The sequence below is a fragment of the Ruegeria sp. L11 genome (assembly GCF_056531755.1).
Genome location: NZ_JBQFMI010000009.1, coordinates 34,104 through 53,299, shown reverse-complemented (window position 1 = coordinate 53,299; position 19,196 = coordinate 34,104). Strand labels below are relative to the sequence as shown.

Annotated in this window: 23 protein-coding genes; 12 read left to right on the top strand and 11 right to left on the bottom strand. The window is 61.9% G+C overall.

The features are described from left to right. Positions 1-77: 77 nt before the first annotated feature. Positions 78-881: an ABC transporter permease gene (locus ACR0CE_RS14510; protein ID WP_480833039.1), complete on the top strand. Its 804-nt coding sequence runs from the start codon at positions 78-80 to the stop codon at positions 879-881. Here ACR0CE_RS14510 and ACR0CE_RS14505 read toward each other — a convergent pair. The 3 genes from ACR0CE_RS14505 to ACR0CE_RS14495 all read right to left on the bottom strand — a co-directional run bounded on the left by ACR0CE_RS14505 (position 878) and on the right by ACR0CE_RS14495 (position 3,522). Further along, positions 878-2,113 (bottom strand): MFS transporter, encoded by a 1,236-nt coding sequence (locus ACR0CE_RS14505; protein WP_480833064.1) that lies wholly within the window; start codon positions 2,111-2,113, stop codon positions 878-880. The genes ACR0CE_RS14510 and ACR0CE_RS14505 overlap by 4 nt on opposite strands. A 106-nt stretch (positions 2,114-2,219) precedes the next feature. Continuing rightward, positions 2,220-3,104: a DMT family transporter gene (locus ACR0CE_RS14500; RefSeq protein WP_480560343.1), complete on the bottom strand. Its 885-nt coding sequence runs from the start codon at positions 3,102-3,104 to the stop codon at positions 2,220-2,222. Between the two features lie 52 nt (positions 3,105-3,156). Next, positions 3,157-3,522 carry a MerR family transcriptional regulator gene (locus ACR0CE_RS14495; RefSeq protein ID WP_480586237.1) on the bottom strand — a complete coding sequence of 122 codons (366 nt, stop codon included), beginning with the start codon at positions 3,520-3,522 and terminating at the stop codon, positions 3,157-3,159. Between the two features lie 74 nt (positions 3,523-3,596). Here ACR0CE_RS14495 and ACR0CE_RS14490 point away from each other — a divergent pair, with 74 nt between their 5' ends. The 4 genes from ACR0CE_RS14490 (at position 3,597) to ACR0CE_RS14475 (ending at position 6,692) form a co-directional block, all read left to right on the top strand. Continuing rightward, positions 3,597-3,857, top strand: coding sequence for a zinc ribbon domain-containing protein (locus ACR0CE_RS14490; protein ID WP_480773905.1), 261 nt, complete (start codon positions 3,597-3,599; stop codon positions 3,855-3,857). Between the two features lie 242 nt (positions 3,858-4,099). Beyond that, a complete protein-coding gene (locus ACR0CE_RS14485) occupies positions 4,100-5,287 on the top strand; it encodes an acetylornithine transaminase (protein WP_480833038.1) in 1,188 nt (395 codons plus the stop codon). A gap of 75 nt (positions 5,288-5,362) precedes the next feature. Continuing rightward, complete coding sequence (gene argF / locus ACR0CE_RS14480) at positions 5,363-6,289, top strand: ornithine carbamoyltransferase (RefSeq protein ID WP_480473650.1); 927 nt, start codon at positions 5,363-5,365, stop codon at positions 6,287-6,289. 58 nt (positions 6,290-6,347) lie between these two features. Continuing rightward, positions 6,348-6,692, top strand: a complete 345-nt coding sequence (locus ACR0CE_RS14475; protein ID WP_480488441.1) for a 5-carboxymethyl-2-hydroxymuconate Delta-isomerase — start codon at positions 6,348-6,350, stop codon at positions 6,690-6,692. Between the two features lie 24 nt (positions 6,693-6,716). Here the strand turns inward: ACR0CE_RS14475 and ACR0CE_RS14470 are convergent, their stop codons facing one another. From ACR0CE_RS14470 to ACR0CE_RS14460, 3 genes are read right to left on the bottom strand one after another with little or no spacing between them, the layout of a single operon-like run. Beyond that, positions 6,717-7,031, bottom strand: coding sequence for a monooxygenase (locus tag ACR0CE_RS14470; protein WP_480473648.1), 315 nt, complete (start codon positions 7,029-7,031; stop codon positions 6,717-6,719). A gap of 38 nt (positions 7,032-7,069) precedes the next feature. After that, entirely contained in the window at positions 7,070-7,447 is a 378-nt protein-coding gene (locus tag ACR0CE_RS14465; protein ID WP_480488439.1) for a hypothetical protein, read from the bottom strand. Continuing rightward, a complete protein-coding gene (locus ACR0CE_RS14460; RefSeq protein WP_480473645.1) occupies positions 7,444-7,902 on the bottom strand; it encodes a MarR family winged helix-turn-helix transcriptional regulator in 459 nt (152 codons plus the stop codon). The genes ACR0CE_RS14465 and ACR0CE_RS14460 overlap by 4 nt, the downstream gene beginning before the upstream one ends. Positions 7,903-8,078: 176 nt before the next feature. Here ACR0CE_RS14460 and ACR0CE_RS14455 point away from each other — a divergent pair, with 176 nt between their 5' ends. Both ACR0CE_RS14455 and ACR0CE_RS14450 read left to right on the top strand, forming a co-directional pair. Continuing rightward, positions 8,079-9,071: a pirin family protein gene (locus ACR0CE_RS14455; RefSeq protein WP_480833063.1), complete on the top strand. Its 993-nt coding sequence runs from the start codon at positions 8,079-8,081 to the stop codon at positions 9,069-9,071. A gap of 45 nt (positions 9,072-9,116) precedes the next feature. Next, positions 9,117-10,091: a 2-dehydropantoate 2-reductase gene (locus ACR0CE_RS14450; RefSeq protein WP_480833037.1), complete on the top strand. Its 975-nt coding sequence runs from the start codon at positions 9,117-9,119 to the stop codon at positions 10,089-10,091. Positions 10,092-10,100: 9 nt separating this feature from the next. Here the strand turns inward: ACR0CE_RS14450 and ACR0CE_RS14445 are convergent, their stop codons facing one another. From ACR0CE_RS14445 to hrpB, 3 genes are all read right to left on the bottom strand, one after another. Then, positions 10,101-11,579 (bottom strand): inorganic phosphate transporter, encoded by a 1,479-nt coding sequence (locus ACR0CE_RS14445; RefSeq protein WP_480833036.1) that lies wholly within the window; start codon positions 11,577-11,579, stop codon positions 10,101-10,103. An 89-nt stretch (positions 11,580-11,668) separates the two neighbouring features. Then, the gene (locus ACR0CE_RS14440; RefSeq protein ID WP_480833035.1) at positions 11,669-12,127 is read right to left on the bottom strand and encodes an NUDIX hydrolase; all 459 of its coding nucleotides are present in this window, start codon (positions 12,125-12,127) and stop codon (positions 11,669-11,671) included. A 192-nt stretch (positions 12,128-12,319) separates the two neighbouring features. Next, positions 12,320-14,773, bottom strand: coding sequence for an ATP-dependent helicase HrpB (gene hrpB, locus ACR0CE_RS14435; RefSeq protein WP_480833034.1), 2,454 nt, complete (start codon positions 14,771-14,773; stop codon positions 12,320-12,322). A gap of 173 nt (positions 14,774-14,946) precedes the next feature. On the opposite strand from hrpB, the gene meaB reads away from it, so the two are divergent. The 5 genes from meaB (at position 14,947) to ACR0CE_RS14410 (ending at position 17,709) form a co-directional block, all read left to right on the top strand. Further along, positions 14,947-15,918, top strand: a complete 972-nt coding sequence (gene meaB / locus ACR0CE_RS14430) for a methylmalonyl Co-A mutase-associated GTPase MeaB (protein ID WP_480833033.1) — start codon at positions 14,947-14,949, stop codon at positions 15,916-15,918. A 232-nt stretch (positions 15,919-16,150) separates the two neighbouring features. Continuing rightward, complete coding sequence (gene rpmB, locus ACR0CE_RS14425; protein WP_008756960.1) at positions 16,151-16,438, top strand: 50S ribosomal protein L28; 288 nt, start codon at positions 16,151-16,153, stop codon at positions 16,436-16,438. A 189-nt stretch (positions 16,439-16,627) separates the two neighbouring features. Beyond that, positions 16,628-16,777 carry a hypothetical protein gene (locus ACR0CE_RS14420; RefSeq protein WP_209505706.1) on the top strand — a complete coding sequence of 50 codons (150 nt, stop codon included), beginning with the start codon at positions 16,628-16,630 and terminating at the stop codon, positions 16,775-16,777. Positions 16,778-16,807: 30 nt separating this feature from the next. Then, the gene (locus ACR0CE_RS14415) at positions 16,808-17,197 is read left to right on the top strand and encodes a hypothetical protein (protein ID WP_480616874.1); all 390 of its coding nucleotides are present in this window, start codon (positions 16,808-16,810) and stop codon (positions 17,195-17,197) included. A 38-nt stretch (positions 17,198-17,235) separates the two neighbouring features. Next, positions 17,236-17,709, top strand: a complete 474-nt coding sequence (locus ACR0CE_RS14410; protein ID WP_209505710.1) for a copper chaperone PCu(A)C — start codon at positions 17,236-17,238, stop codon at positions 17,707-17,709. Between the two features lie 92 nt (positions 17,710-17,801). Here the strand turns inward: ACR0CE_RS14410 and ACR0CE_RS14405 are convergent, their stop codons facing one another. Together ACR0CE_RS14405 and ACR0CE_RS14400 are read right to left on the bottom strand one after the other, a co-directional pair. Beyond that, complete coding sequence (locus tag ACR0CE_RS14405; RefSeq protein WP_480833032.1) at positions 17,802-18,410, bottom strand: HdeD family acid-resistance protein; 609 nt, start codon at positions 18,408-18,410, stop codon at positions 17,802-17,804. Positions 18,411-18,472: 62 nt separating this feature from the next. Then, positions 18,473-19,171, bottom strand: coding sequence for an NAD-dependent deacylase (locus tag ACR0CE_RS14400; protein ID WP_480833031.1), 699 nt, complete (start codon positions 19,169-19,171; stop codon positions 18,473-18,475). Positions 19,172-19,196: the final 25 nt, after the last annotated feature.

Sequence of the window (19,196 nt, the reverse complement as noted above, 5' to 3'; positions counted from 1 at the left end):
GAAATCGTCTCAGCCCCCTATTCTAAACACTGCGGCCCGAGTTACAAGCTGTCTTCGAATCAGGTTGAGGGCAAAGCATGCAGAATTCCGCAGAACAGACCGCACGCAGCTTTGGGGCGGTCAACTGGATGGGGCTTTACACGCTGGCGCAGCGCGAAATCCGCCGCTTTCTTTCGGTCTGGACCCAGACCGTTCTGGCGCCTCTGGTCACGGCTGGCCTGTTCCTGCTGATCTTCACCATCGCCATCGGGCCCAGCCGCCCTGACGTCATGGGCGTGCCGTTTGTGGTCTTTCTGGCACCGGGAATCCTGATGATGACGGTGATCCAGAACGCCTTTGCCAATACCTCCTCTTCGATGGTGATTGCCAAGGTGCAGGGCAATATCGTCGACACGCTGATGCCGCCGCTGTCCCCGCTCGAGATTCTGCTGGGGTATCTCGCCGGTGGCATCGCCCGTGGCCTGATGATCGCGCTGGTGATTTCGGTTGCGTTGCTGGTCCTGTTGTCCATCGCGCCCCAGCATCCGTTGATTGCACTGATCTTTGTTGTTCTGGGGGGTGCCTTCATGGGCGCACTGGGCCTCTTTGCCGGGATCTTTGCAAACAAATTCGATCAGATGGCCGCGATCACCAACTTCATCGTCACACCTCTGGCTTTCCTGTCGGGCACTTTCTATTCGGTCGAGGCGCTGCCTCCTGTCCTGAACCGCCTGACCCATCTGAACCCGGTCTTCTACCTGATCGATGGGCTGCGTTACGGCATGATCGGCGTGTCCGACAGCTCGCCGTGGTTGGGCATGGCGGTTTGTGGCTTTGCCACGCTGGCCATCGGGTTGATCACCTGGCAAATGCTGCGTACCGGTTATCGGCTTAAGGCTTAACCGGTCTCTGCCAGCCTATCTGGCGGCAGGGAAGGCTTGGATTCGCCCAGCCGCGGATGCAAGCGGGCCGACACAGCCCAAGCGCCAAACAGGGCAATCCCGCCTGCCGCGAACACACCGGCCACCGGCGCCACCAGCAGGACCAGAGCTGCAACACCGGGCGTCAGAATGCCCGAGACATCGCGGTAACTGGAATAAATCGCCGACATCTCGGTTCGCTCAGACGGCTTTACAGCCATTAGGAAGGGCAATCCGGCGCAAATATCCAGAACGATCAGCCAGACAGACCCCAGAACCAGCGCAGCGACCGAGGCAACCGGCCATCCCGCGACCAATCCGGCTGCGAAAAAGCAGCCCCCCGCGGCTGCAAACCCGATGCGAACAGCCGACCTGAGCGACCGCGTTTGGACCCAGCGCAGGATCAACGGGGCGGCCAGCAGCATGGCGTTAGTGCATGACAGAAGGATGCCGCCCAGTTGTTCTCCCAGCCCGTTTTGGATGGCGAAAATAGGCAGGTAGACCACATATATCCACCAGCCGCAGGACCGGATCATTGCAAACAGATATCCGGCAACCAATCTGGGTTGAACAAAGAACCGGGGAAGAAAGGCCAATGGGTTGTTGGCCGGACCACGGGCCTTGGTGATCAGCTTGCCATTGCCCAGACGCATGCGCCAGAACTGCGCCAGCATGACCAGCGCCGCTCCGGCACTGATGACAAACGGGGCAGGGCGCCACAACTCCATCAGCAGAACACCGGCCATTGGGCCGCCCGTCCATCCCAAAGCGCTGTAGAACATGCGGCTGGTCTCGCACCGGCCAAGTTCGATCTTGCTGATGTAATCCAGCACATAGGTGTTGAAGCAGATAAAAGTGACAACCGCGGCCATGGTATTCAGGGCCAATGCGCCGACCACGGCCTCTGGGCTGCCCACGATCGCCAGCGATGCACCACAGATGAACATGACGCACCCGGTGGAATAGGCCCATCTGCGCGGTACAAAACGGATCAGGAACGGCACCATCAACCCGACCAGCAAGGACAGGATGCCAATCAGGAAATACAGGAATGACACGGATGAGGCATCGCCCAGCGCCCGGTACATCGCCAGCGGAAAGACCGAAATCAGAATACCGCGCACCACGGCTTCAATCCCGGCCAGAATCCCGAAATCACGCACCGATGGGGCAGGCGCGTGGCGTACCCATTCAGGTATTCGGCGTTCATGCATAACAAACTCGCAAATCAACCCAGCCCAGAATGCGCCGGCCGAGCTGCCGTTCATGGGGATTTGCGACACAAAGGTCGCCCCTGAACCGCAAGGGCGGTTTTTTCTGTCAGGTCCGGCGGTTTACCGCCTCGCGCCAGACCAGGATCAGCCCTCCGGTCAGAATCGTGACTGCACCAATCAGGCTGATCCGGTCGGGGATCACATCAAACACCGCAAAATCGTACAGCGCGGCAAAAATCAGTGTGGCATAGCTGATCGGGGCCACGAATGAGGCGTCCGCCCGTGCCATGCCGTTGATGAAACAAACCTGCGCGCAGGCCATCAGCAGGCCGATCCCCACCAGCGCAACCCATTGCTGTGGCGTAGGCATGTGAAAAACAAAGCTGACCGCGACCGTGGCGATCACCAGCCCCATCGTGTTGTTGATCAGCAGAATCTGGATCGGGGCCTCGCGCCCCGACAGTTTCTTGATAAAGATCAGCTCCATCCCGATAAACGCAGCCGCAGCCAGCGCCAGAAGGGCGGCGGGTTGAAAACTTGCAGGTGTCGGGCGCAGCAGGATCACCGCACCCACAAGGGCCACGGCCGCCGCCAGCCAGCGCCACGGGCCGACGCGTTCCCCCAATAGCGGAATGGCCAGGACCATGCCAAAGACCGGGTTCAGAAAGGAGATCGCCGTCGCATCCGCCATCGGAATGAACGCAACAGACGCGAACATCAACGTCACCCCGGCCCAGCCAAAGCTGGTTCGCCCGATATGCAGCCCCCAATGGGGCCGCCCCAGCCGGGGACGAAGCACCGCGACCGCCGACAGGATGGCAAGCAGGGCAAACAGAAACCGCCCGTGACTGATCTGCATCGCGTGCAAGGGTGGCCCGAGTGTATCCGTCCCCAAGGCCTTGGCCAGCAGCGTCGTCGCCGCGATAAAGGCGGTCGCGACAAAGATCAGCCCTGCGGCCAGAGCAGGATTTTGCGCCTTCGGGGTGAACATGGGCGAAAGCGGTGCGCCAAAACGGGGGCCATGGCAAGACGCAATTCTGCGCTCAGCGCAAAACCGGAGCGGCCGCCAGCGCCGCCTTGGCTTGTTTGAGGCTGTCCAGAAACCGCTCCGCACGCACAATCCGTGCTTCGACCTCGTCAATCCGGTCCTGCAAAAACGCCTCGCCGTCAAAGCTGTCGGGATCGGCGGCTTCCAACTGCCCCAGCAACATGACCAGTTCTGCAATGCTGATGCCTGCCGCCTGTGCATCGGCAACTTGCTCCAGCGTGATCAGCGCGTCTTCGGGATAGTCGCGATAGCTGTTGGTGTTGTCCGGACCCGGGCCTGACCGGATCAGCCCTTGGCGTTCATAAAACCTCAGCGTGTCACGGCTCAGCCCGCTGCGCCGCGCAAGTTCCCCGATCCGCATGTTTCAAAACCGTTGACTCAACTCCATGGTTTTGATCCTATGTCAGACAGTCATTCTCTGCAAGGACATGCACCATGGGTCCCAAATGCCAAAGTTGCGGCATGCCGCTGTCAAAAGATCCCCAGGGCGGCGGGTCCGAAGCTGACGGCGGGCGCAGCACGCGTTACTGCTCGCTGTGTTACGAAAACGGTGCATTCCGCCATCCCGACGCTTCGCTGGAAGAGTTCCAGTCTCATTGCGTCGATGCCCTCGTCGCCAAAGGCATGCCCCGCATCCTTGCCTGGGCTTTCACCCGCGGTATGGGCAAGCTCGACCGCTGGCGCCCGGCGAAATGATCCGGCGGTAATTTTGACGCGGCGGCAATAATAGGGTTTTCAGGCTGTCTTTTCACGTCTATAGAGCGGCCATGATCAAACGCGCACATATCCAGCTGCTCCGACGCCGACGCCTCTTTGCGTAATCGGCCTGTTTGATCCCATGTGCCTGCCAAATTGGCACAAATCTCACCAAATCTGTTGACGAACCGGGCCTTCGTGTATCACTCACGAGGCTCAAACGACCCGAAAAGGATGATCCCATGATCCCGTCCGTTCTGCCGACCTATAACCGCGCGCCCCTGTCATTTGTAAAGGGCGAAGGCGCCTGGCTGACCGAGGCGGATGGCCGACGTTTTCTGGACCTTGGCGCAGGGATCGCGGTGAACGCACTGGGCCACGCCCATCCGGCACTGGTGGCCGCCCTTACGGAACAGGCCCACGCGCTGTGGCATGTCTCGAACCTCTACAACATCCCGCAACAGCAGGCACTGGCAGACAAGCTGGTCGAACACACCTTTGCGGATACGGTATTCTTCACGAATTCCGGCACCGAAGCCTGTGAACTGGCCGTGAAGATGGCCCGCAAGTATTTCTATGACAAAGGCCAGCCCGAACGGGTTGAACTCATCACCTTCGACGGCTCGTTCCATGGACGGTCGTCGGCGGGCATCGCAGCGGCCGGGTCCGAGAAGATGACCAAAGGCTTTGGCCCGCTTTTGCCGGGCTTTGTCCACGTCACCTTTGGCGATCTCGACGGTGTCACCAACGCCATCACCGAAAATACCGCAGCCATCCTAATCGAACCGATTCAGGGCGAGGGGGGCATCCGCCCCGTGCCCGATGCCGAACTCAAGGCCCTGCGTGCCATTTGCGACGAACACGGTCTGCTGCTGATCCTGGACGAGGTGCAATGCGGCGTCGGTCGGACCGGCAGGCTCTTCGCCCATGAATGGGCGGGGATCACCCCGGATATCATGATGGTCGCCAAAGGCATCGGCGGTGGTTTCCCCCTCGGCGCCGTGCTGGCAACCGAAGACGCGGCATCCGGCATGACCTCAGGCACGCATGGCTCCACCTATGGCGGCAACCCGCTGGGCTGTGCCGTGGGCTGTGCGGTGATCGATCAGGTCGCCACACCCGCCTTTCTCGAAGGTGTCAACCGCAAGGCTGGTCTGTTGCGCCAGAAACTCGAAGGTCTGGTCGCCGATCACCCCGAGGTTTTCGAAGAGGTGCGCGGATCGGGCCTGATGCTCGGCCTGAAATGCAAGGCGCCAAATATCGACGTGGTCAATGCGGGCTATGACAATCTGGTCATCACCGTCCCCGCCGCCGACAACGTCATCCGCCTGCTGCCCCCCCTGACCCTGACCGAGGATGACATCGCCCAGGCCATGATCCGCCTCGAAAAGGCCGCCAATCAGATCGAAACCCAGCTCGCAACTGCCTGAGCTTCATCTTTTCCCAAATACTCCGGGGGTGTGGGGGCTGGCCCCCACTGCCCGACCAGCCAAAAGCGAAGCGATATGAACCATTTTCTCGACATCCACAAAACCGATGCCACCGCGCTGCGGTCCATGATCGATCAGGCGGGCGCGATGAAACAGGCGCGTCTGGGCCGTCCCAAGGCCGCCCCTGACGACGAACAGCCGCTGAAAGACCGCATGGTCGCGCTGATCTTCGAAAAGCCCTCGACCAGGACGCGCGTGTCCTTTGACGTCGGTGTACGCCAGATGGGCGGCCAGACCATGGTGCTGTCGGGCAAGGACATGCAGCTGGGTCACGGCGAAACTATTGCCGATACCGCCCGTGTGCTGTCGCGTTATGTCGACATGATCATGATCCGTACCTTCGATGAGACCATCCTGACCGAAATGGCCGAATATTCCGACGTGCCCGTCATCAACGGCCTGACCGATCGTACCCATCCCTGCCAGATCATGGCCGACGTGCTGACGTTCGAGGAACACCGGGGCCCCATCGCAGGAAAGAAAGTGGTCTGGACTGGCGATGGCAACAATGTCTGCGCCTCGTTCCTGCACGCCGCCGGTCAGTTCGGCTTCGATCTGACCTTCTCCGGCCCGGCCCAGCTTGACCCCGAAGAAGAATTCATGGGGTTTGCCCGCCAGAAGGGGTCCAGAGTCGTCATCGAACGGGACCCGCACAAAGCGGTCGAGGGCGCTGATCTGGTGGTGGCCGACACCTGGGTTTCGATGCATGATAGCCAATCCGCCAAGGAACGCCGCCACAACATGCTGCGCCCCTATCAGGTCAACGCGGAACTCATGTCACATGCCAAACCCGACGCGCTGTTCATGCACTGCCTGCCCGCGCATCGTGAGGAAGAAGCAACCTCCGAGGTCATGGACGGCCCGAACTCGGTCATCTTCGATGAGGCCGAAAACCGCCTGCACGCACAAAAGGCCGTAATGCGCTGGTGTCTGGGCGTTTAGGATCACCTTGCAGTTTCGAGAGGGCCATCAGGCTCTCTCATGACCCCCGGAGCATTCAATGCCTCACGTTACCCTGGAATTCTCCAAATCTCTGGACGACACCCATGATTTCCAGATGATTTGCGAGCAGTTGCATACCGTTCTCGCAAAACATGATGAAATCGACGCCTCAGCGCTCAAGATCCGCGCCGCGCCGATTGCCTATTCCTACATCGGAACGCAACCGCAGACCTTCGTGCATGCCACGCTGCTGTTGATGCGCGGACGGGATGAGGCCACGCGGGCCGAGCTTAACGCGATCATTCTGGACGTTCTGGCCCAGACCATGCCCGAGGTCGGCAGCATCACCGTGCAGGATGTCGAGATGACCCGCGCCACCTATGCAAAGCGTTTGGCTGGTTGATGGCGCGGGTACTCTCCGGGTCCGTCAGCCGTGTATTGGCGCGTTGTTGATCGCGCTGAGGTCTTCCATGATGTCAAAGACATGATCCGAGGTCACTGCGACCCCGATGGCCTCAAGGCGTTTCAGGTGCATCGCCTTGTAGGTCTCCAGACTGGCGCGATCGCGAAACAGATAGGTCGATCCGAAATGGTTCGTGCCTTCTTCGACAGTCCAGATCTTCCAGACGACACCGGGTTCCTGGGCGATGCTTTCAGCCAGTTCCTTTGTTCCGGCCAGAAATTCTGCGGTTACGGGTCCGTCATAGGCCAGATGCAGATCCCAGATTTTCATCGTACTCATGGTCAAATGCTCCACGTTCAGGGGGGTAGGGGGTGTGGTCAGCGGTTCCTGCCAAGCTGCACAAAGCTCAGAATGGCAAGCAGCGCAAAGAAGATGGGGTCGGACCAGCCAAAGCCGGTGAACACCCCGGTCAGACAGGCATAAAGCGTGATGACAACGCCCAATATGTTGGTCCCCATCAGACCTTTCAGGATGTTCTGTGCTGTCTCGGTACCGGTTTCAGTGTTTCGAAATAGGAAGCTGATTAGGCCGATGCCACCCAGAAAGATCGCATTATGCTGCGACAGAAACACGGCATACCGATCGTTCAGTTGCAGTCCATAGTTGGGCCAAAGGATGGTTGGCGCAAAAAACAGCGCCAATGCGAAAAACATATAGATCACACCATGCGCGGTCAGGAAGGTTTTGTTGGTCATGTCTCGCCTTTCTGTGGTTGGGGCAGCTTTTTGCGAAGCTGGTTGAGCGTTCTGATCGTCTCGCGTCTGGTTTCGGTGCTCAGGCGTCCGAATATCTGTTCCAGCGCCTGATTGTGGACGGGCATGAACGCGGCCACTTTCTGTTTTCCGGCTTCTGTCAGGCGTAAAACGCGGGCGCGCTTGTCGGTTTCATCAACGGTCTTCTCCACCAGACCGGCCTGAATCAGGTTTTTGACGACAACATCCAGATTGCCGGATGTGGACAGCGTCAGGCGCAACAGGTCATTGATCGACAGCGCACCTTTGGTGTTCAGAGTCTCCAGCGCATCCCACTGAGGTGCCGTCAGACCCCCGGCGCGAAACACCGGTCCCATGGCACGCATGAACAACTGCTGGCTGCGCAACAGGGCCAATACCAGGGCCTGGTTTTCTCGGTTTTGAGTCTCGTGTGTCATGGCAGTCATTTATCTCTAGTTAGGGGTAGTATCAAGATGCACCACCACGCGCGAATGCCGCAAATATGCACGTCTCCCGTGCAGGGCTGCACTGACGCCGGGCCCGGGCCCGCATATATTTTGACCTAGCGAATGCGGACCTGCTTTGGATGAACAAAAAAGCCGAGGATACGAATGTGAGCTGGAACCCGTCCCACACCACCGACGCAGCTGAAAACGGCGCGCTGGAAACACTCATCATTCCCCGCGCCCGCGATCTGGGCGGGTTCGAGGTGCGCCGCGCGCTGCCCTCGGTCAAACGCCAACTGGTTGGCCCATTCATCTTCTTCGATCAGGTCGGCCCGGCAGAATTCGTCACCGAAGGCGGCATTGACGTGCGACCGCACCCGCATATCGGGCTGGGAACCGTCACTTACCTCTATCAGGGCGAATTCGAACATCGCGACAGCCTCGGCACTCACCAGATGATTTACCCCGGCGAGGTCAACTGGATGGTTGCAGGCCGTGGCGTGACCCATTCCGAGCGCACCAGCGAAGAAACGCGCGGCAAAGGCCACAAGCTGTTCGGCATTCAGACCTGGCTTGCCCTGCCCGAAGCGCAGGAGGATATGGCCCCCGAGTTCGAACACCACAAGCAAGGCGCGCTGCCCCATATCCAAGACAAGGGCGTCAGCGCACGGCTGATCCTCGGCAACGCTTATGGCGAAACCAGCCCCGTGACGATGCTGTCCGAGACCTTCTATCTGGATGTTCAGCTTGCCCCCGGCGCGTCCTTCCCGCTGCCCGACGACCACGAGGATCGCGGTGTCTATGTCACGCAAGGATCGATCGAGATTGCAGGCGACATGTTCGACGAAGGCCGCATGATGGTGTTCCGCCCCGGTGACAGGCTATCGGCCCGGGCAGGCCCGCAGGGCGCGCGACTGATGCTGCTGGGCGGCGCGACCCTGAATAATGATCGCTATATCTGGTGGAACTTCGTCTCATCCTCGAAAGAAAAGATCGAGACGGCGACTCATGAGTGGAAAAGCGCCGATTGGGTCAATGGCGCCTTCCACCTTCCGGCAGGGGATGACCGCGAATTTATCGCCATTTCAGAACAGCTTGAGCGCACAAAGCCCCGGTTGGCCCGCCCGCGAGCGGCGTCAGGGGCGGGTGGGCTTGTGTAACCGTCCGTTTGCGGTGATCCTTTCTGGTATACCAGAGGGGGTATCATGAAACTTGTCATCGCAGGCGCGGGCAGCATCGGCTGCTACTGCGGCGGTTTACTGGCCCGCTCGGGGCATGCGGTGACCTTGCTGGGCCGTGCCCGTGTACTGGACCCCATCCGCGAACATGGGCTGACGGTCACGAATTACGATGGCCTCAATTACCATGTTGCGGCGGAAGCCCTGACACTCAGCACGGATCCCGCCTGCCTGGATCAGGCCGAGCTGGTCATTGTCACCGTCAAATCCGGGGCAACGGCGGATATGGCCGGTCATATCGCGGACGCCGCTTGTTGGGACGCGCCCGTCCTGTCCTGGCAAAACGGGATCGAGAATGCGGCGACCCTGCGCAAGGCACTTCCCGGTCGCGATGTGCGCGCGGGAATGGTCCCCTTCAACGTGGTCCCGAGCGGCCCCGCCACCTATCACCGGGCCACGTCGGGCGAAATTGTGATCCAGAACGGCCCCGGCGACCTGGCCACTGCCCTCAGCAGCCCGGACCTGCCCGTTATCGCAAGTGACCGGATCGAGGCGGTGCAATGGGGCAAGCTGGTAATCAACCTGAACAACGCGCTGAACGCGCTGTCGGGCCTGCCGCTTGTGGATCAGCTGCTCAGCCGTGACTGGCGCAACCTCATGGCCGACCAGATGGCCGAGGCGCTGTTGGTTCTCAAGGCGGCCGGGCATCCGGTGGCCTCGACAACGCCGCTTCCGGCGTGGATGACGCCGCATATCCTGCGCCTGCCGACACCCTTGTTCAGCCGGATCGCAGCGCGGATGCTCACCATCGATCCTGCCGCCCGGACCTCGATGGCCTATGACCTGATGGCCGAGCGGCAAACGGAAATCGACAGCCTTCAGGGCCATATCATTCGGCTGGGGCATGAAACCGGGGTGCCCACCCCCCTTTGCACGAAAGTGTCAGACCTGATCAAACACGCGCCCGATCATCCGCTGTCCCCGGAACAGATCAGGCTTTGATCGCAGTCGTCAGACGAATCTGGTCAATATCCAGAAAATCACGGCCGACATGGCGGCTGCGGCAGGCACGGTCACGACCCAGGCCGCAATGATCGTCATGAAATGCGACCGCCGCACCAGCTTGCGCCGCCGGTATTCTTCCGGGGCCAGCTTCTGCGCTGTCGCGTTTCGCCCATTGTTCTGTTTCCGCCTGCGATCCGACTGCCACTCACGATAGAACCCGACGCCGAAAATTGCGCCAACGGCGATATGCGTGGAACTGACCGGCAAGCCCAGCCAGCTGGCGACAATGACCGTGATCGCCGCTGACAACGCCACGCAAAACGCCCGCATCGGGTTCAGCTTGGTGATCTGGCTACCGACCATCCGGATCAGCTTGGGCCCGAACAGGAACAGGCCGAACGATATCCCGAACGCGCCGATGATCATCACCCATAGCGGGATAGAAACCTTTTGGGCGAAATCCCCGAACTCCGCCGCATGGACAATCGCCGCCAGGGGGCCGACCGCGTTGGCCACGTCATTGGCACCGTGGGCAAAGCTCAGAAACGCGGCCGATATCACCAATGGCAGGCCAAACAGGGTTTTCAGCGACCGGGTCCGGTTCTCCAGTCCCTCGGACTTGCGACGCACCCAGGGAACCGTCAGCGCCCAGACCAGCACACCGCTGCCCAGACCGATCAGCAGCGCCATCTGCAGATCAATCTTGACGATCCGCTTCAGACCCTTGACCGACAGGTAGGTGGCAAACGCCGCCGCCATCACCGCCACAAGGATCGGCACCCAACGCCGCGCGGCGGCGATCTTGTCGTCCTGATACTGGATCTTGGTCTTGATCAGCGCCAGGAATGCCGCCGCAATCACGCCGCCTAGAACCGGGGATATCACCCAGCTGGCCGCAATCGCGCCCATCGTGCCCCAGCTCACCGCGCTCAGACCGGCAGCGGCAATCCCCGCGCCCATGACCCCGCCCACAACCGAATGTGTTGTCGACACCGGCGCACCGATCCAGGTCGCCAGATTGACCCACATGGCGGACGAGATCAGCGCCGCCATCATGGCCCAGATGAACACGTTGCTGTTCTGCACCGAGGCCGGGTCGATGATCCCCTTCGAGATGGTCGAGACCACATCGCCCCCCGCAAGCAACGCGCCCGCGCTTTCGGCAACGGCGGCAATCACGATGGCACCGCCCATGGTCAGCGCGTTCGCACCCACCGCGGGACCCATGTTGTTGGCCACGTCATTGGCGCCGATATTGATTGCCATATAGGCCCCGAACGCGGCCGCAGCCACGACGATATAGGTGCCGTCGGCCCGTCCGAACAGCACCGCCGCCATCAATCCGGCAAGCACCATGAACGCCAGTGCGATTCCCGGCGCCAGCAGCGGGCGGGCGACATGAAGATTGGCAATTTCGACGCGCGAGATACGTTGCAGGTCGGTGTCAAGCGCCTGCCAGCGCGGTTTTGAGTTTGTGTCAGACATGGGCTTGGTCAAAGATTGGCAGATCGCCCGCAGCTAACGGTTTCCCGGTTCAGGGGCAAGCGCGCAGCCATCAAATTGTTGCGAAACGGCTACATCTGTCGCAGCAGCGCCTGCAACTCGGGCTCCTGAACCCGTTTGGCGGCTTCTGCCGGTGAAAACCACTGACGTTTGCGCTTGTCCACTTCGGGAAAATCATCCGCCAGCTCGTGCACGGAAACCCGGTAGACACGGGTCAGGACCGACTGTGCCGACCCGCCCTTGAAGATCTTGTCATAGGTGAATTGGCCGACGGGCTCCTTGTCAACCGCATCTGCACGCACGCCAGCCTCTTCCCACGCCTCCAGCAGCGCCGTCTCCAACCCGTCCAGACCATTGACTGGCCAGCCTTTCGGGATGATCCAGCGCCCGGTTTCGCGGCTGGTGATCAGCAGAACCTCGTCCTGACCCTCATGCCTGCGGGTACACAGGGCCGCAAACTGCACCCTTTGGGGGCGCAGGAACAAGGGGCGTCCGACCTCTTCCCAGATATTTCGCAGCCAAGCACTCATGAGATGTTCTTCAAATCCTGTTTCTGTCTTCGAAACCTGTGTGACGTAACAACAATAATGCCAGACTTCAATGAAATGTCCGCTTATTTCTGATTATGACCGGTTCTTCGGTCAGTTTACCGTGATTTGTGAGATTTCGTGCAACAGCCCCGAAAGCCCAAGCCGCTTGCCGGAAGCGACGCGGCAATAGGCCTATCCCTGCCTGCGCTTGGCCCTCAGCGTCGGGTCGGCCTGTGTCGGGTCTTCGGGCCAGGGGTGCTTGGGGTATTGCGCCCGCATATCCTTGCGCACATCCGCATAAGACCCGGCCCAGAACCCCGGCAGATCGCGGGTAATCTGGATCGGGCGCTGCGCCGGTGACAGCAGCGTGATCTTCAGGGGCTGTCCGCCAACCACCGGATGCCGGGTCACGCCGAACAGCTCCTGCAACCGAACCGAGATTTCGGGGACCGCCGCGCCATAATCGATCGGCACCCTGCGCCCCAGCGGTGTTTCAAACGATCCCGGGGCGCGCCGGTCCAGTTCCTGGGTCTGGGCCCAGTCCAGCCGCGCGCGCAAGGCGGGCAGCAGGTCGAACCGTTTCCAGTCCTCTGCGCTTTTGACACCGGACAGCATCGGCAACAGCCAGTCGTCCAGCTCGGCCATAAGACCCTCGACCGAAAAGTCGGGCAGATCCACCCCGTCGGCACGCACCAGTTCCACCCGCGCGGCCAGCCGTGCGGCGGCCCCGTCCAGCCGCAACCCCAGATCGCGCACCCCGTCCAGCATCGCACGCGCCACGGCGTCGTCCGGGACGTCCTTCCAGATGCGGTCGTCCAGCGTGATCGCCCCGAACCGCTCCTGCTGCCGGGACACGACCCGCCGTTCGCGTTTCGACCAGGCGCAAACCTCGACCCAATCGATCTGGTCGGTGAACAGTTCGCGGATCTCGCGTTCCGAAATCTGGGTGGCCATCCGCACCTTCGCCTCGCGCGGGTTGCCATCGGTGTCGGTGACAACCAGAAAAGGCGCGGTCGCCAGTGAATCGCCGCTGTCCAGCACGACACCCTTGCCCCCCGACAGCACATAACGCGGCGCATCGCCCTTGCGCCGCTGCCCGATGCGGTCGGGATAGGCGAGGGCGGCCATGGCGGCAGCGCTCAGATCATCCGTCTTGCTTCCGGCCTGTTTCCTCAACCGCTTGGCCTCGGCATTGATCCGATCCACGGCGCCCATGTTCACCTGCCAGACCCGGTTGCGCTGAAAGGTGCGCACATCCCGCAGTGCCTCTTGCCGCAAGGCGATATCCACCGGCGCGCCGCGCAGGGGGTCGCGCTCGGCCATCAAGGCGGCCAAAGGCGCGGCACTCGGTCCGGCCCGCACCAGCATATGCCCCAGCCGGGGATGCAACGGCAGCGCCGCCAGCGCCCGCCCGTGTTCGGTGATCCGCCCCTTGCCGTCCAGCGCGCCCAGCATCGCCAGAAGCGCGCGCGCCTCGGCCATCGCGCCTTCGGGTGGCGGGGTCAGAAAGGCCAGATCGGCGGCATCCGCGCCCCACAGCGCCAGCTCCAGCGCCAGCCCGGTCAAATCGGCGGCTTCGATCTCGGCAGGCGGGTACGCGGCCAGCGCGCCATCCTCCCCCTTTGACCACAGCCGGTAACACAGCCCCTCGGCCACACGGCCCGCACGACCTGCGCGTTGCGTGGCCTCGGCCCGTGTTACCCGCTCGGTCACCAGCCGGGACATGCCCGAGCCCGGATCGAACCGCGCCCGCCGTGCTTGCCCCATATCCACCACCACCCGGATATCGGGGATCGTCAGCGAGGTTTCGGCAATCGACGTCGCCAGCACCACCTTGCGCCCGGTCTCAACCGGGGCAATCGCCGCGCGCTGGGCCGCAAAGGGCATGGCCCCGAACAGCGGGCGCACCGTGCAATTGGCGGGCAGGCGTCCGGTCAAGGCTGCCTCAGCCCGCCGGATTTCACCCTCACCGGGCAGAAACACCAAGATCCCGCCACCGGTGGAGCGGGTCTCGCGCTCGGCCTCAACGACCAGATCGACCAATGCATCCAGCCGCCGCGCCTGTGGCCCCAACGGCCGATCCAGCCAGCGCATCTCGACAGGAAAACTCCGCCCTTCCGACGTAACCAGCGGCGCGGCCATCAGGCGCCCCACCGGGTCCGCGTCCAATGTGGCCGACATGGCCAGCAGAATCAGATCGTCCCGCAACGCGCCCGTGACCTCAAGGCACAGCGCCAACCCCAGATCCGCGTTGAGTGAGCGTTCGTGGAATTCATCAAAGATCACCGCGCCGATGCCCGGCAGGTCAGGGTCCGATTGCAGCATCCGGGTCAGAATGCCCTCGGTCACCACCTCGATCCTTGTGTCTTTTGACACTTTCGCGTCGCCCCGCACGCGATAGCCAACACTCTGGCCTGCGCGCTCTCCCAGTGTCTCTGCCATCCGCTCTGCCGCGGCCCGTGCAGCCAGTCGCCGGGGCTCCAGCATCACGATCCTGCCGCCGCACAGACCCGCCTCCAGCATCGCCAGCGGAACCCGCGTGGTCTTGCCCGCACCGGGCGGTGCTTGCAGCACGGCCCGCCCCTGCGCGCGCAGGGTGTCCAGCAGGCCGGGTATGGCATCGTCTATGGGCAGGCGTAGGGTCATCCGGCCCTTATCCGCGATCCCGCAGGTGGCGTCCAGTTTCCACGCTCACATCAGCAAATCGCCCCGCACGAAATGACACAGGCTGCGCGATCTTCGCATTTCCTGCCGCCTCCGGTCTGGACAAACACCCTCCAAGCACGGCAACTGTTCCTGCCTCTAGGATCGGGACAAGAATGCAGACAGACAGCCTGAGCGACAGAATTCTGAAGGGCGAGCGTCGGGCGCTGGCGCGTGCGATCACCCTTGTTGAAAGCAACCGCGCCGATCACCGGGCACAGGCCAGCGACCTTCTGGCACAGCTTGCCGGTTCGGGGCGTCAGGCGATGCGTATCGGTCTGTCCGGCACGCCCGGTGTGGGCAAGTCCACCTTCATCGAAAGCTTTGGCATGATGCTGACCGGGCAGGGGCTGCGCGTTGCGGTTCTGGCGGTCGACCCCAGCTCGGCCCGCTCGGGCGGCTCGATCCTGGGCGACAAGACCCGGATGGAACGCCTGAGCCGCGAACAGAACGCCTTCATCCGACCCTCTCCCAGCCAGAGCAACCTTGGCGGGGTCGCCCGCCGCACCCGCGAGGCCATCGCCCTGTGCGAGGCCGCAGGCTATGACGTGGTGCTGATCGAAACCGTGGGCGTGGGGCAGTCGGAAACGGTGGTGTCCGAACTGTCTGACCTGTTTCTGCTGCTGCTGGCCCCGGCGGGCGGGGACGAGTTGCAGGGCGTCAAGCGCGGCATCATGGAAATGGCTGATATCATTCTGGTCAACAAGGCCGATGGCGACCTGAAAGCCACCGCCACCCGCACCTGCGCGGATTATGCCGGCGCACTGCGGCTGCTGCGCAAACGCCCGCAGGACCCCGAAGGCTTCCCCAAGGCGATGACCGTTTCCGCTGTCGAAGAACACGGGCTGGAACAGGCCTGGGACGAAATGCAAACCCTGACCCAATGGCGCCGCGACACCGGTATCTGGGAGGCAAACCGCGCCGCCCAGGCCCGCTACTGGTTCGATCAGGAGGTCCGCCACGCCCTTCTCGCCCGCCTCGACACACCGCAGGCCCGCGCCGAGATGGAGCGCCTGAATGACGAAGTCTCGCAAGGGCGACTCAGCCCGGCGGTCGCTGCCGGTCAGCTTCTGGACACGCTCGGCTGAAGGGCCGTCATGGCCGTTTCACCTATTGCCAAATACTCTTGCCAACGGCATGGCCCGTCCGGGCCATTCCTGCATGGCAGGCAAATTGAAAGATTTCGCGCAGCCCGTCTTGACCCCCCGCGCGATTCCCACTACACGCATCCAACCAGTTTTCGGGCGCGACTTCGGGTTGCGCCCCTTGTGATTTGGCCGCGGGTATCCAGCCCGGCCTCCAGAAACAAAGGAAGAAACCATGTCGCGCCGTTGCGAACTGACCGGAAAAGGCCCGATGACTGGCAACAATGTCAGCCACGCCAAAAACAGAACTCGTCGTCGTTTTCTGCCGAACCTGAATGACGTTACCCTGCAGTCCGAAACTCTGGGCCGTGGCGTCAAGCTGCGCATCTCGGCGGCTGCGCTGCGTTCGGTTGACCACCGCGGTGGTCTGGACGCGTTCCTAGCCAAAGCCAAGGATGATGAGCTGTCGGCAAACGCTCTGAAAGTGAAGAAAGAAATCGCCAAGGCGCAAGCTTCGGCCTAAGGTCTTTCAACCAACAGAATTTCAGGCCCTGCACCCTCTCGGTGCGGGGCCTTTTCTGTTGGGCCAGCCCCTTTCGGCCCCCATTGTTCTCAATCTGGAACTAATTTTTCGCCATTGGTGAACTTCTTCACATACAGGTTTCCGAATCTGACCTAACGTCACTTTCATTCATCAGGCGGGGGCCACATTATGACGTTAAAAAGTTTTTATCTTTTCCTGTTTCTGGCCGCGGTATTCCGCAAGGCGATTGCAACCTGCACGCGGATGCAGCGCTGGGTGAACCGGTCCCATACCAGCTTCACGGCAGACACGGTAAAAAGACCCGGACTGGATTACTGAAAAACAGCTTCAAGCGCGACCCTTTGGCGCTTGAAGCTTTTCCCGCTGCTGACCTATAGCTGGGTCAGGATGAGACCTGTTGTTACCAGATTTCTGCCTTATGCGCTGTCCCTGCTGCTGGTTCTGACCGGGCAGGGGCTGGCCATGTCGCGCGGCATGGACAAGGCCGTGGGTCAGATGGTGCTGTGTACGGGCACCGGTCCGGTCGTCGTCTATATTGACGAAAACGGGCAACCCACTGCACCGCCGCATTTTTGCCCGGACTATGCAATATCCCTGCTGGGGGCCGTGGCTGTCGCGCAACCAGCACTGCCAGCCGCGCCGGAACGGGCGCAGCCAGCTCCGCTGCGGCATCTGGGCAACCAGATCGCCCTGCCGGTTCCCGCAACCCCGGCCCGCGCGCCTCCTGTCAGCGTTTGAAACCCACCCTTTTCAAACCTTTATACAGGAGAGGCACGATGTCCCTCAAAACCACTCTGCTTGCAACTCTGGCCGCCGTGTCGCTGGCCATCCCCGCCTTTGCCGAAGGCCCCATCAAGGTTGACGACGCCTATGCCCGCTCCTCGGGCAAGACCGCCATCGCCGGAGCCGCGTTCATGATGATCCACAATCAGGGCGACGCCGATGACCGGCTGATCGGTGCAACCTCGGACGCGGCAGCGCGTGTGGAATTGCACACCCACAAGGTCGATGAAAACGGCGTAGCCAAGATGGTGCATGTCGAAGAAGGCTTTGCCATTCCGGCCGGTGAAACCCACATGCTGAAACGCGGCGGCGACCATGTGATGTTCATGGGTCTGACGGCCCCGTTCGAACAGGACGCCATGGTGCCGGTCACGCTGATCTTTGAAAAGGCAGGCGAGGTCGAGATCGAGATCCCCGTCGATCTGGAGCGTCAGGACAAAGGCGGCCACGGATCACATTCGAACTAGGGCAACGCCTGTCTTCGGGCTGCGCTGCAGCCCTCATCCAAGCGTCAGGCCGGGCTTTGCCCGGCCTGTTTTCCATGCGGCTGCGGATAGTGCTACTTGTTGATGGTTTTCATACCGACGCGGTCGCCCGCCTGCCGGAACCGCGAGGCCAGCCAGAACATCACAGCGGCCATCGCCAGCGCCGAGAATGCGATACCCCATCCCAGCGCAACCAGCGCCACCGCTGGCCAGATCATCAGGACAAGCCCGACCACAAGCGCGACAAATCCCGAGACCCGCATGGAACCGCGTTGCGGGTCATTTGGATGCATCTGCCCGGCAGCCGCCAGGGATCCGATCCCGATGATCAGCGCCCATGCGCCCATGAGGAAAAACGCCAGTTTCACCGTGCCTTCCGGCCAGATCAGCAGAACAAGCCCGATCAGAAGCGCGCTGATCGCAGCTCCTCCCAGCACCCCGCGACGACCAACACCCAAAAGCGTCAGCCCACCGTCGAGGATCAGCAAAACACCGACCAGCCGCAGCAGCAGCGCGATGCTGCCAGACGGCCAGAACAGCGCTGCAATACCGACAAGCCCGGCCAATACTCCGCGCAGCAGAAAGGTCCACCACAGGCTGGACAGCTGTTCCCCCAGCATGTCACGCCCGGCCATGCTGCCGTCATCCAGGATTTCACCGGTGCGGGGGTCTTGATCAGTCATGGCGCATCCTCCAGTCGCTATCGCAGATAGTGTACACAAATTAAGCCAGCGTTGTCTGTAGCTTAAGAATATCCCGCAAGAAGCTGACTGACCCATCGCGGAACCGTTTCGGATGCCCTGCCGACAATGCGCTCGTCAAAGCCCGACGGCCCGGGCGTCGGCTCCAGATTGATCTCGACCGTCCGCGCGCCCACCGCCTGCGCCTCGTGGACAAAGGCCGCCGCCGGATAGACCTGACCCGAGGTGCCGATGGCGGCAAAGATCGATGCGCTGGCAAGGTGGTCGTAGATGTCGTCCATGTAATAAGGCATCTCGCCGAACCAGACCACATCGGGCCGGGCGGTGGGCTGGCCGCAGGCGGGGCAGGGCTCGGCGACGGCCATTTCGGGCGGGGCGGGCCAGCGATGATCACATCCGGAACACAGGGCTCCCGCCAATGTGCCATGCATGTGGATGACACCCGTCGCACCGCCCGCTTCATGCAGGCTGTCGACGTTCTGGGTCACGATCACGACCTCTGCGGGCCAGCCCTGCTGCAACCGCGCCAGCGCCATGTGGGCCGCATTGGGCTGCACAGCGGCGGCCTGAACGCGGCGTGCATTGTAAAACCCCTGCACCAAGGCGGGAGCGCGCGCAAAACCTTCGGGCGTGGCCACATCCTCGATCCGGTGCTGCGCCCACAGCCCGCCTTCGTCGCGGAAGGTGCTCAGCCCGCTTTCAGCCGAAATCCCTGCCCCGGTCAGAATGACGATCTTTTCCATATCCCCTCCGCGCGTTACACCTTGG

Bases quoted from the DNA above. Each gene is read 5' to 3' on its own strand.
- ACR0CE_RS14450 (WP_480833037.1), top strand. From the start codon at position 9,117: ATGAAACTTGTCATCGCAGGCGCGGGCAGCATCGGCTGCTACTGCGGC.
- argF (WP_480473650.1), top strand. From the start codon at position 5,363: ATGAACCATTTTCTCGACATCCACAAAACCGATGCCACCGCGCTGCGG.
- ACR0CE_RS14500 (WP_480560343.1), bottom strand. From the start codon at position 3,104: ATGTTCACCCCGAAGGCGCAAAATCCTGCTCTGGCCGCAGGGCTGATC.
- ACR0CE_RS14410 (WP_209505710.1), top strand. From the start codon at position 17,236: ATGTCCCTCAAAACCACTCTGCTTGCAACTCTGGCCGCCGTGTCGCTG.
- ACR0CE_RS14460 (WP_480473645.1), bottom strand. From the start codon at position 7,902: ATGACACACGAGACTCAAAACCGAGAAAACCAGGCCCTGGTATTGGCC.
- ACR0CE_RS14510 (WP_480833039.1), top strand. From the start codon at position 78: ATGCAGAATTCCGCAGAACAGACCGCACGCAGCTTTGGGGCGGTCAAC.
- ACR0CE_RS14400 (WP_480833031.1), bottom strand. From the start codon at position 19,171: ATGGAAAAGATCGTCATTCTGACCGGGGCAGGGATTTCGGCTGAAAGC.
- ACR0CE_RS14420 (WP_209505706.1), top strand. From the start codon at position 16,628: ATGACGTTAAAAAGTTTTTATCTTTTCCTGTTTCTGGCCGCGGTATTC.
- ACR0CE_RS14470 (WP_480473648.1), bottom strand. From the start codon at position 7,031: ATGAGTACGATGAAAATCTGGGATCTGCATCTGGCCTATGACGGACCC.
- meaB (WP_480833033.1), top strand. From the start codon at position 14,947: ATGCAGACAGACAGCCTGAGCGACAGAATTCTGAAGGGCGAGCGTCGG.
- hrpB (WP_480833034.1), bottom strand. From the start codon at position 14,773: ATGACCCTACGCCTGCCCATAGACGATGCCATACCCGGCCTGCTGGAC.
- ACR0CE_RS14485 (WP_480833038.1), top strand. From the start codon at position 4,100: ATGATCCCGTCCGTTCTGCCGACCTATAACCGCGCGCCCCTGTCATTT.
- ACR0CE_RS14490 (WP_480773905.1), top strand. From the start codon at position 3,597: ATGGGTCCCAAATGCCAAAGTTGCGGCATGCCGCTGTCAAAAGATCCC.
- rpmB (WP_008756960.1), top strand. From the start codon at position 16,151: ATGTCGCGCCGTTGCGAACTGACCGGAAAAGGCCCGATGACTGGCAAC.
- ACR0CE_RS14475 (WP_480488441.1), top strand. From the start codon at position 6,348: ATGCCTCACGTTACCCTGGAATTCTCCAAATCTCTGGACGACACCCAT.
- ACR0CE_RS14440 (WP_480833035.1), bottom strand. From the start codon at position 12,127: ATGAGTGCTTGGCTGCGAAATATCTGGGAAGAGGTCGGACGCCCCTTG.
- ACR0CE_RS14505 (WP_480833064.1), bottom strand. From the start codon at position 2,113: ATGCATGAACGCCGAATACCTGAATGGGTACGCCACGCGCCTGCCCCA.
- ACR0CE_RS14465 (WP_480488439.1), bottom strand. From the start codon at position 7,447: ATGACCAACAAAACCTTCCTGACCGCGCATGGTGTGATCTATATGTTT.
- ACR0CE_RS14405 (WP_480833032.1), bottom strand. From the start codon at position 18,410: ATGACTGATCAAGACCCCCGCACCGGTGAAATCCTGGATGACGGCAGC.
- ACR0CE_RS14495 (WP_480586237.1), bottom strand. From the start codon at position 3,522: ATGCGGATCGGGGAACTTGCGCGGCGCAGCGGGCTGAGCCGTGACACG.
- ACR0CE_RS14445 (WP_480833036.1), bottom strand. From the start codon at position 11,579: ATGTCTGACACAAACTCAAAACCGCGCTGGCAGGCGCTTGACACCGAC.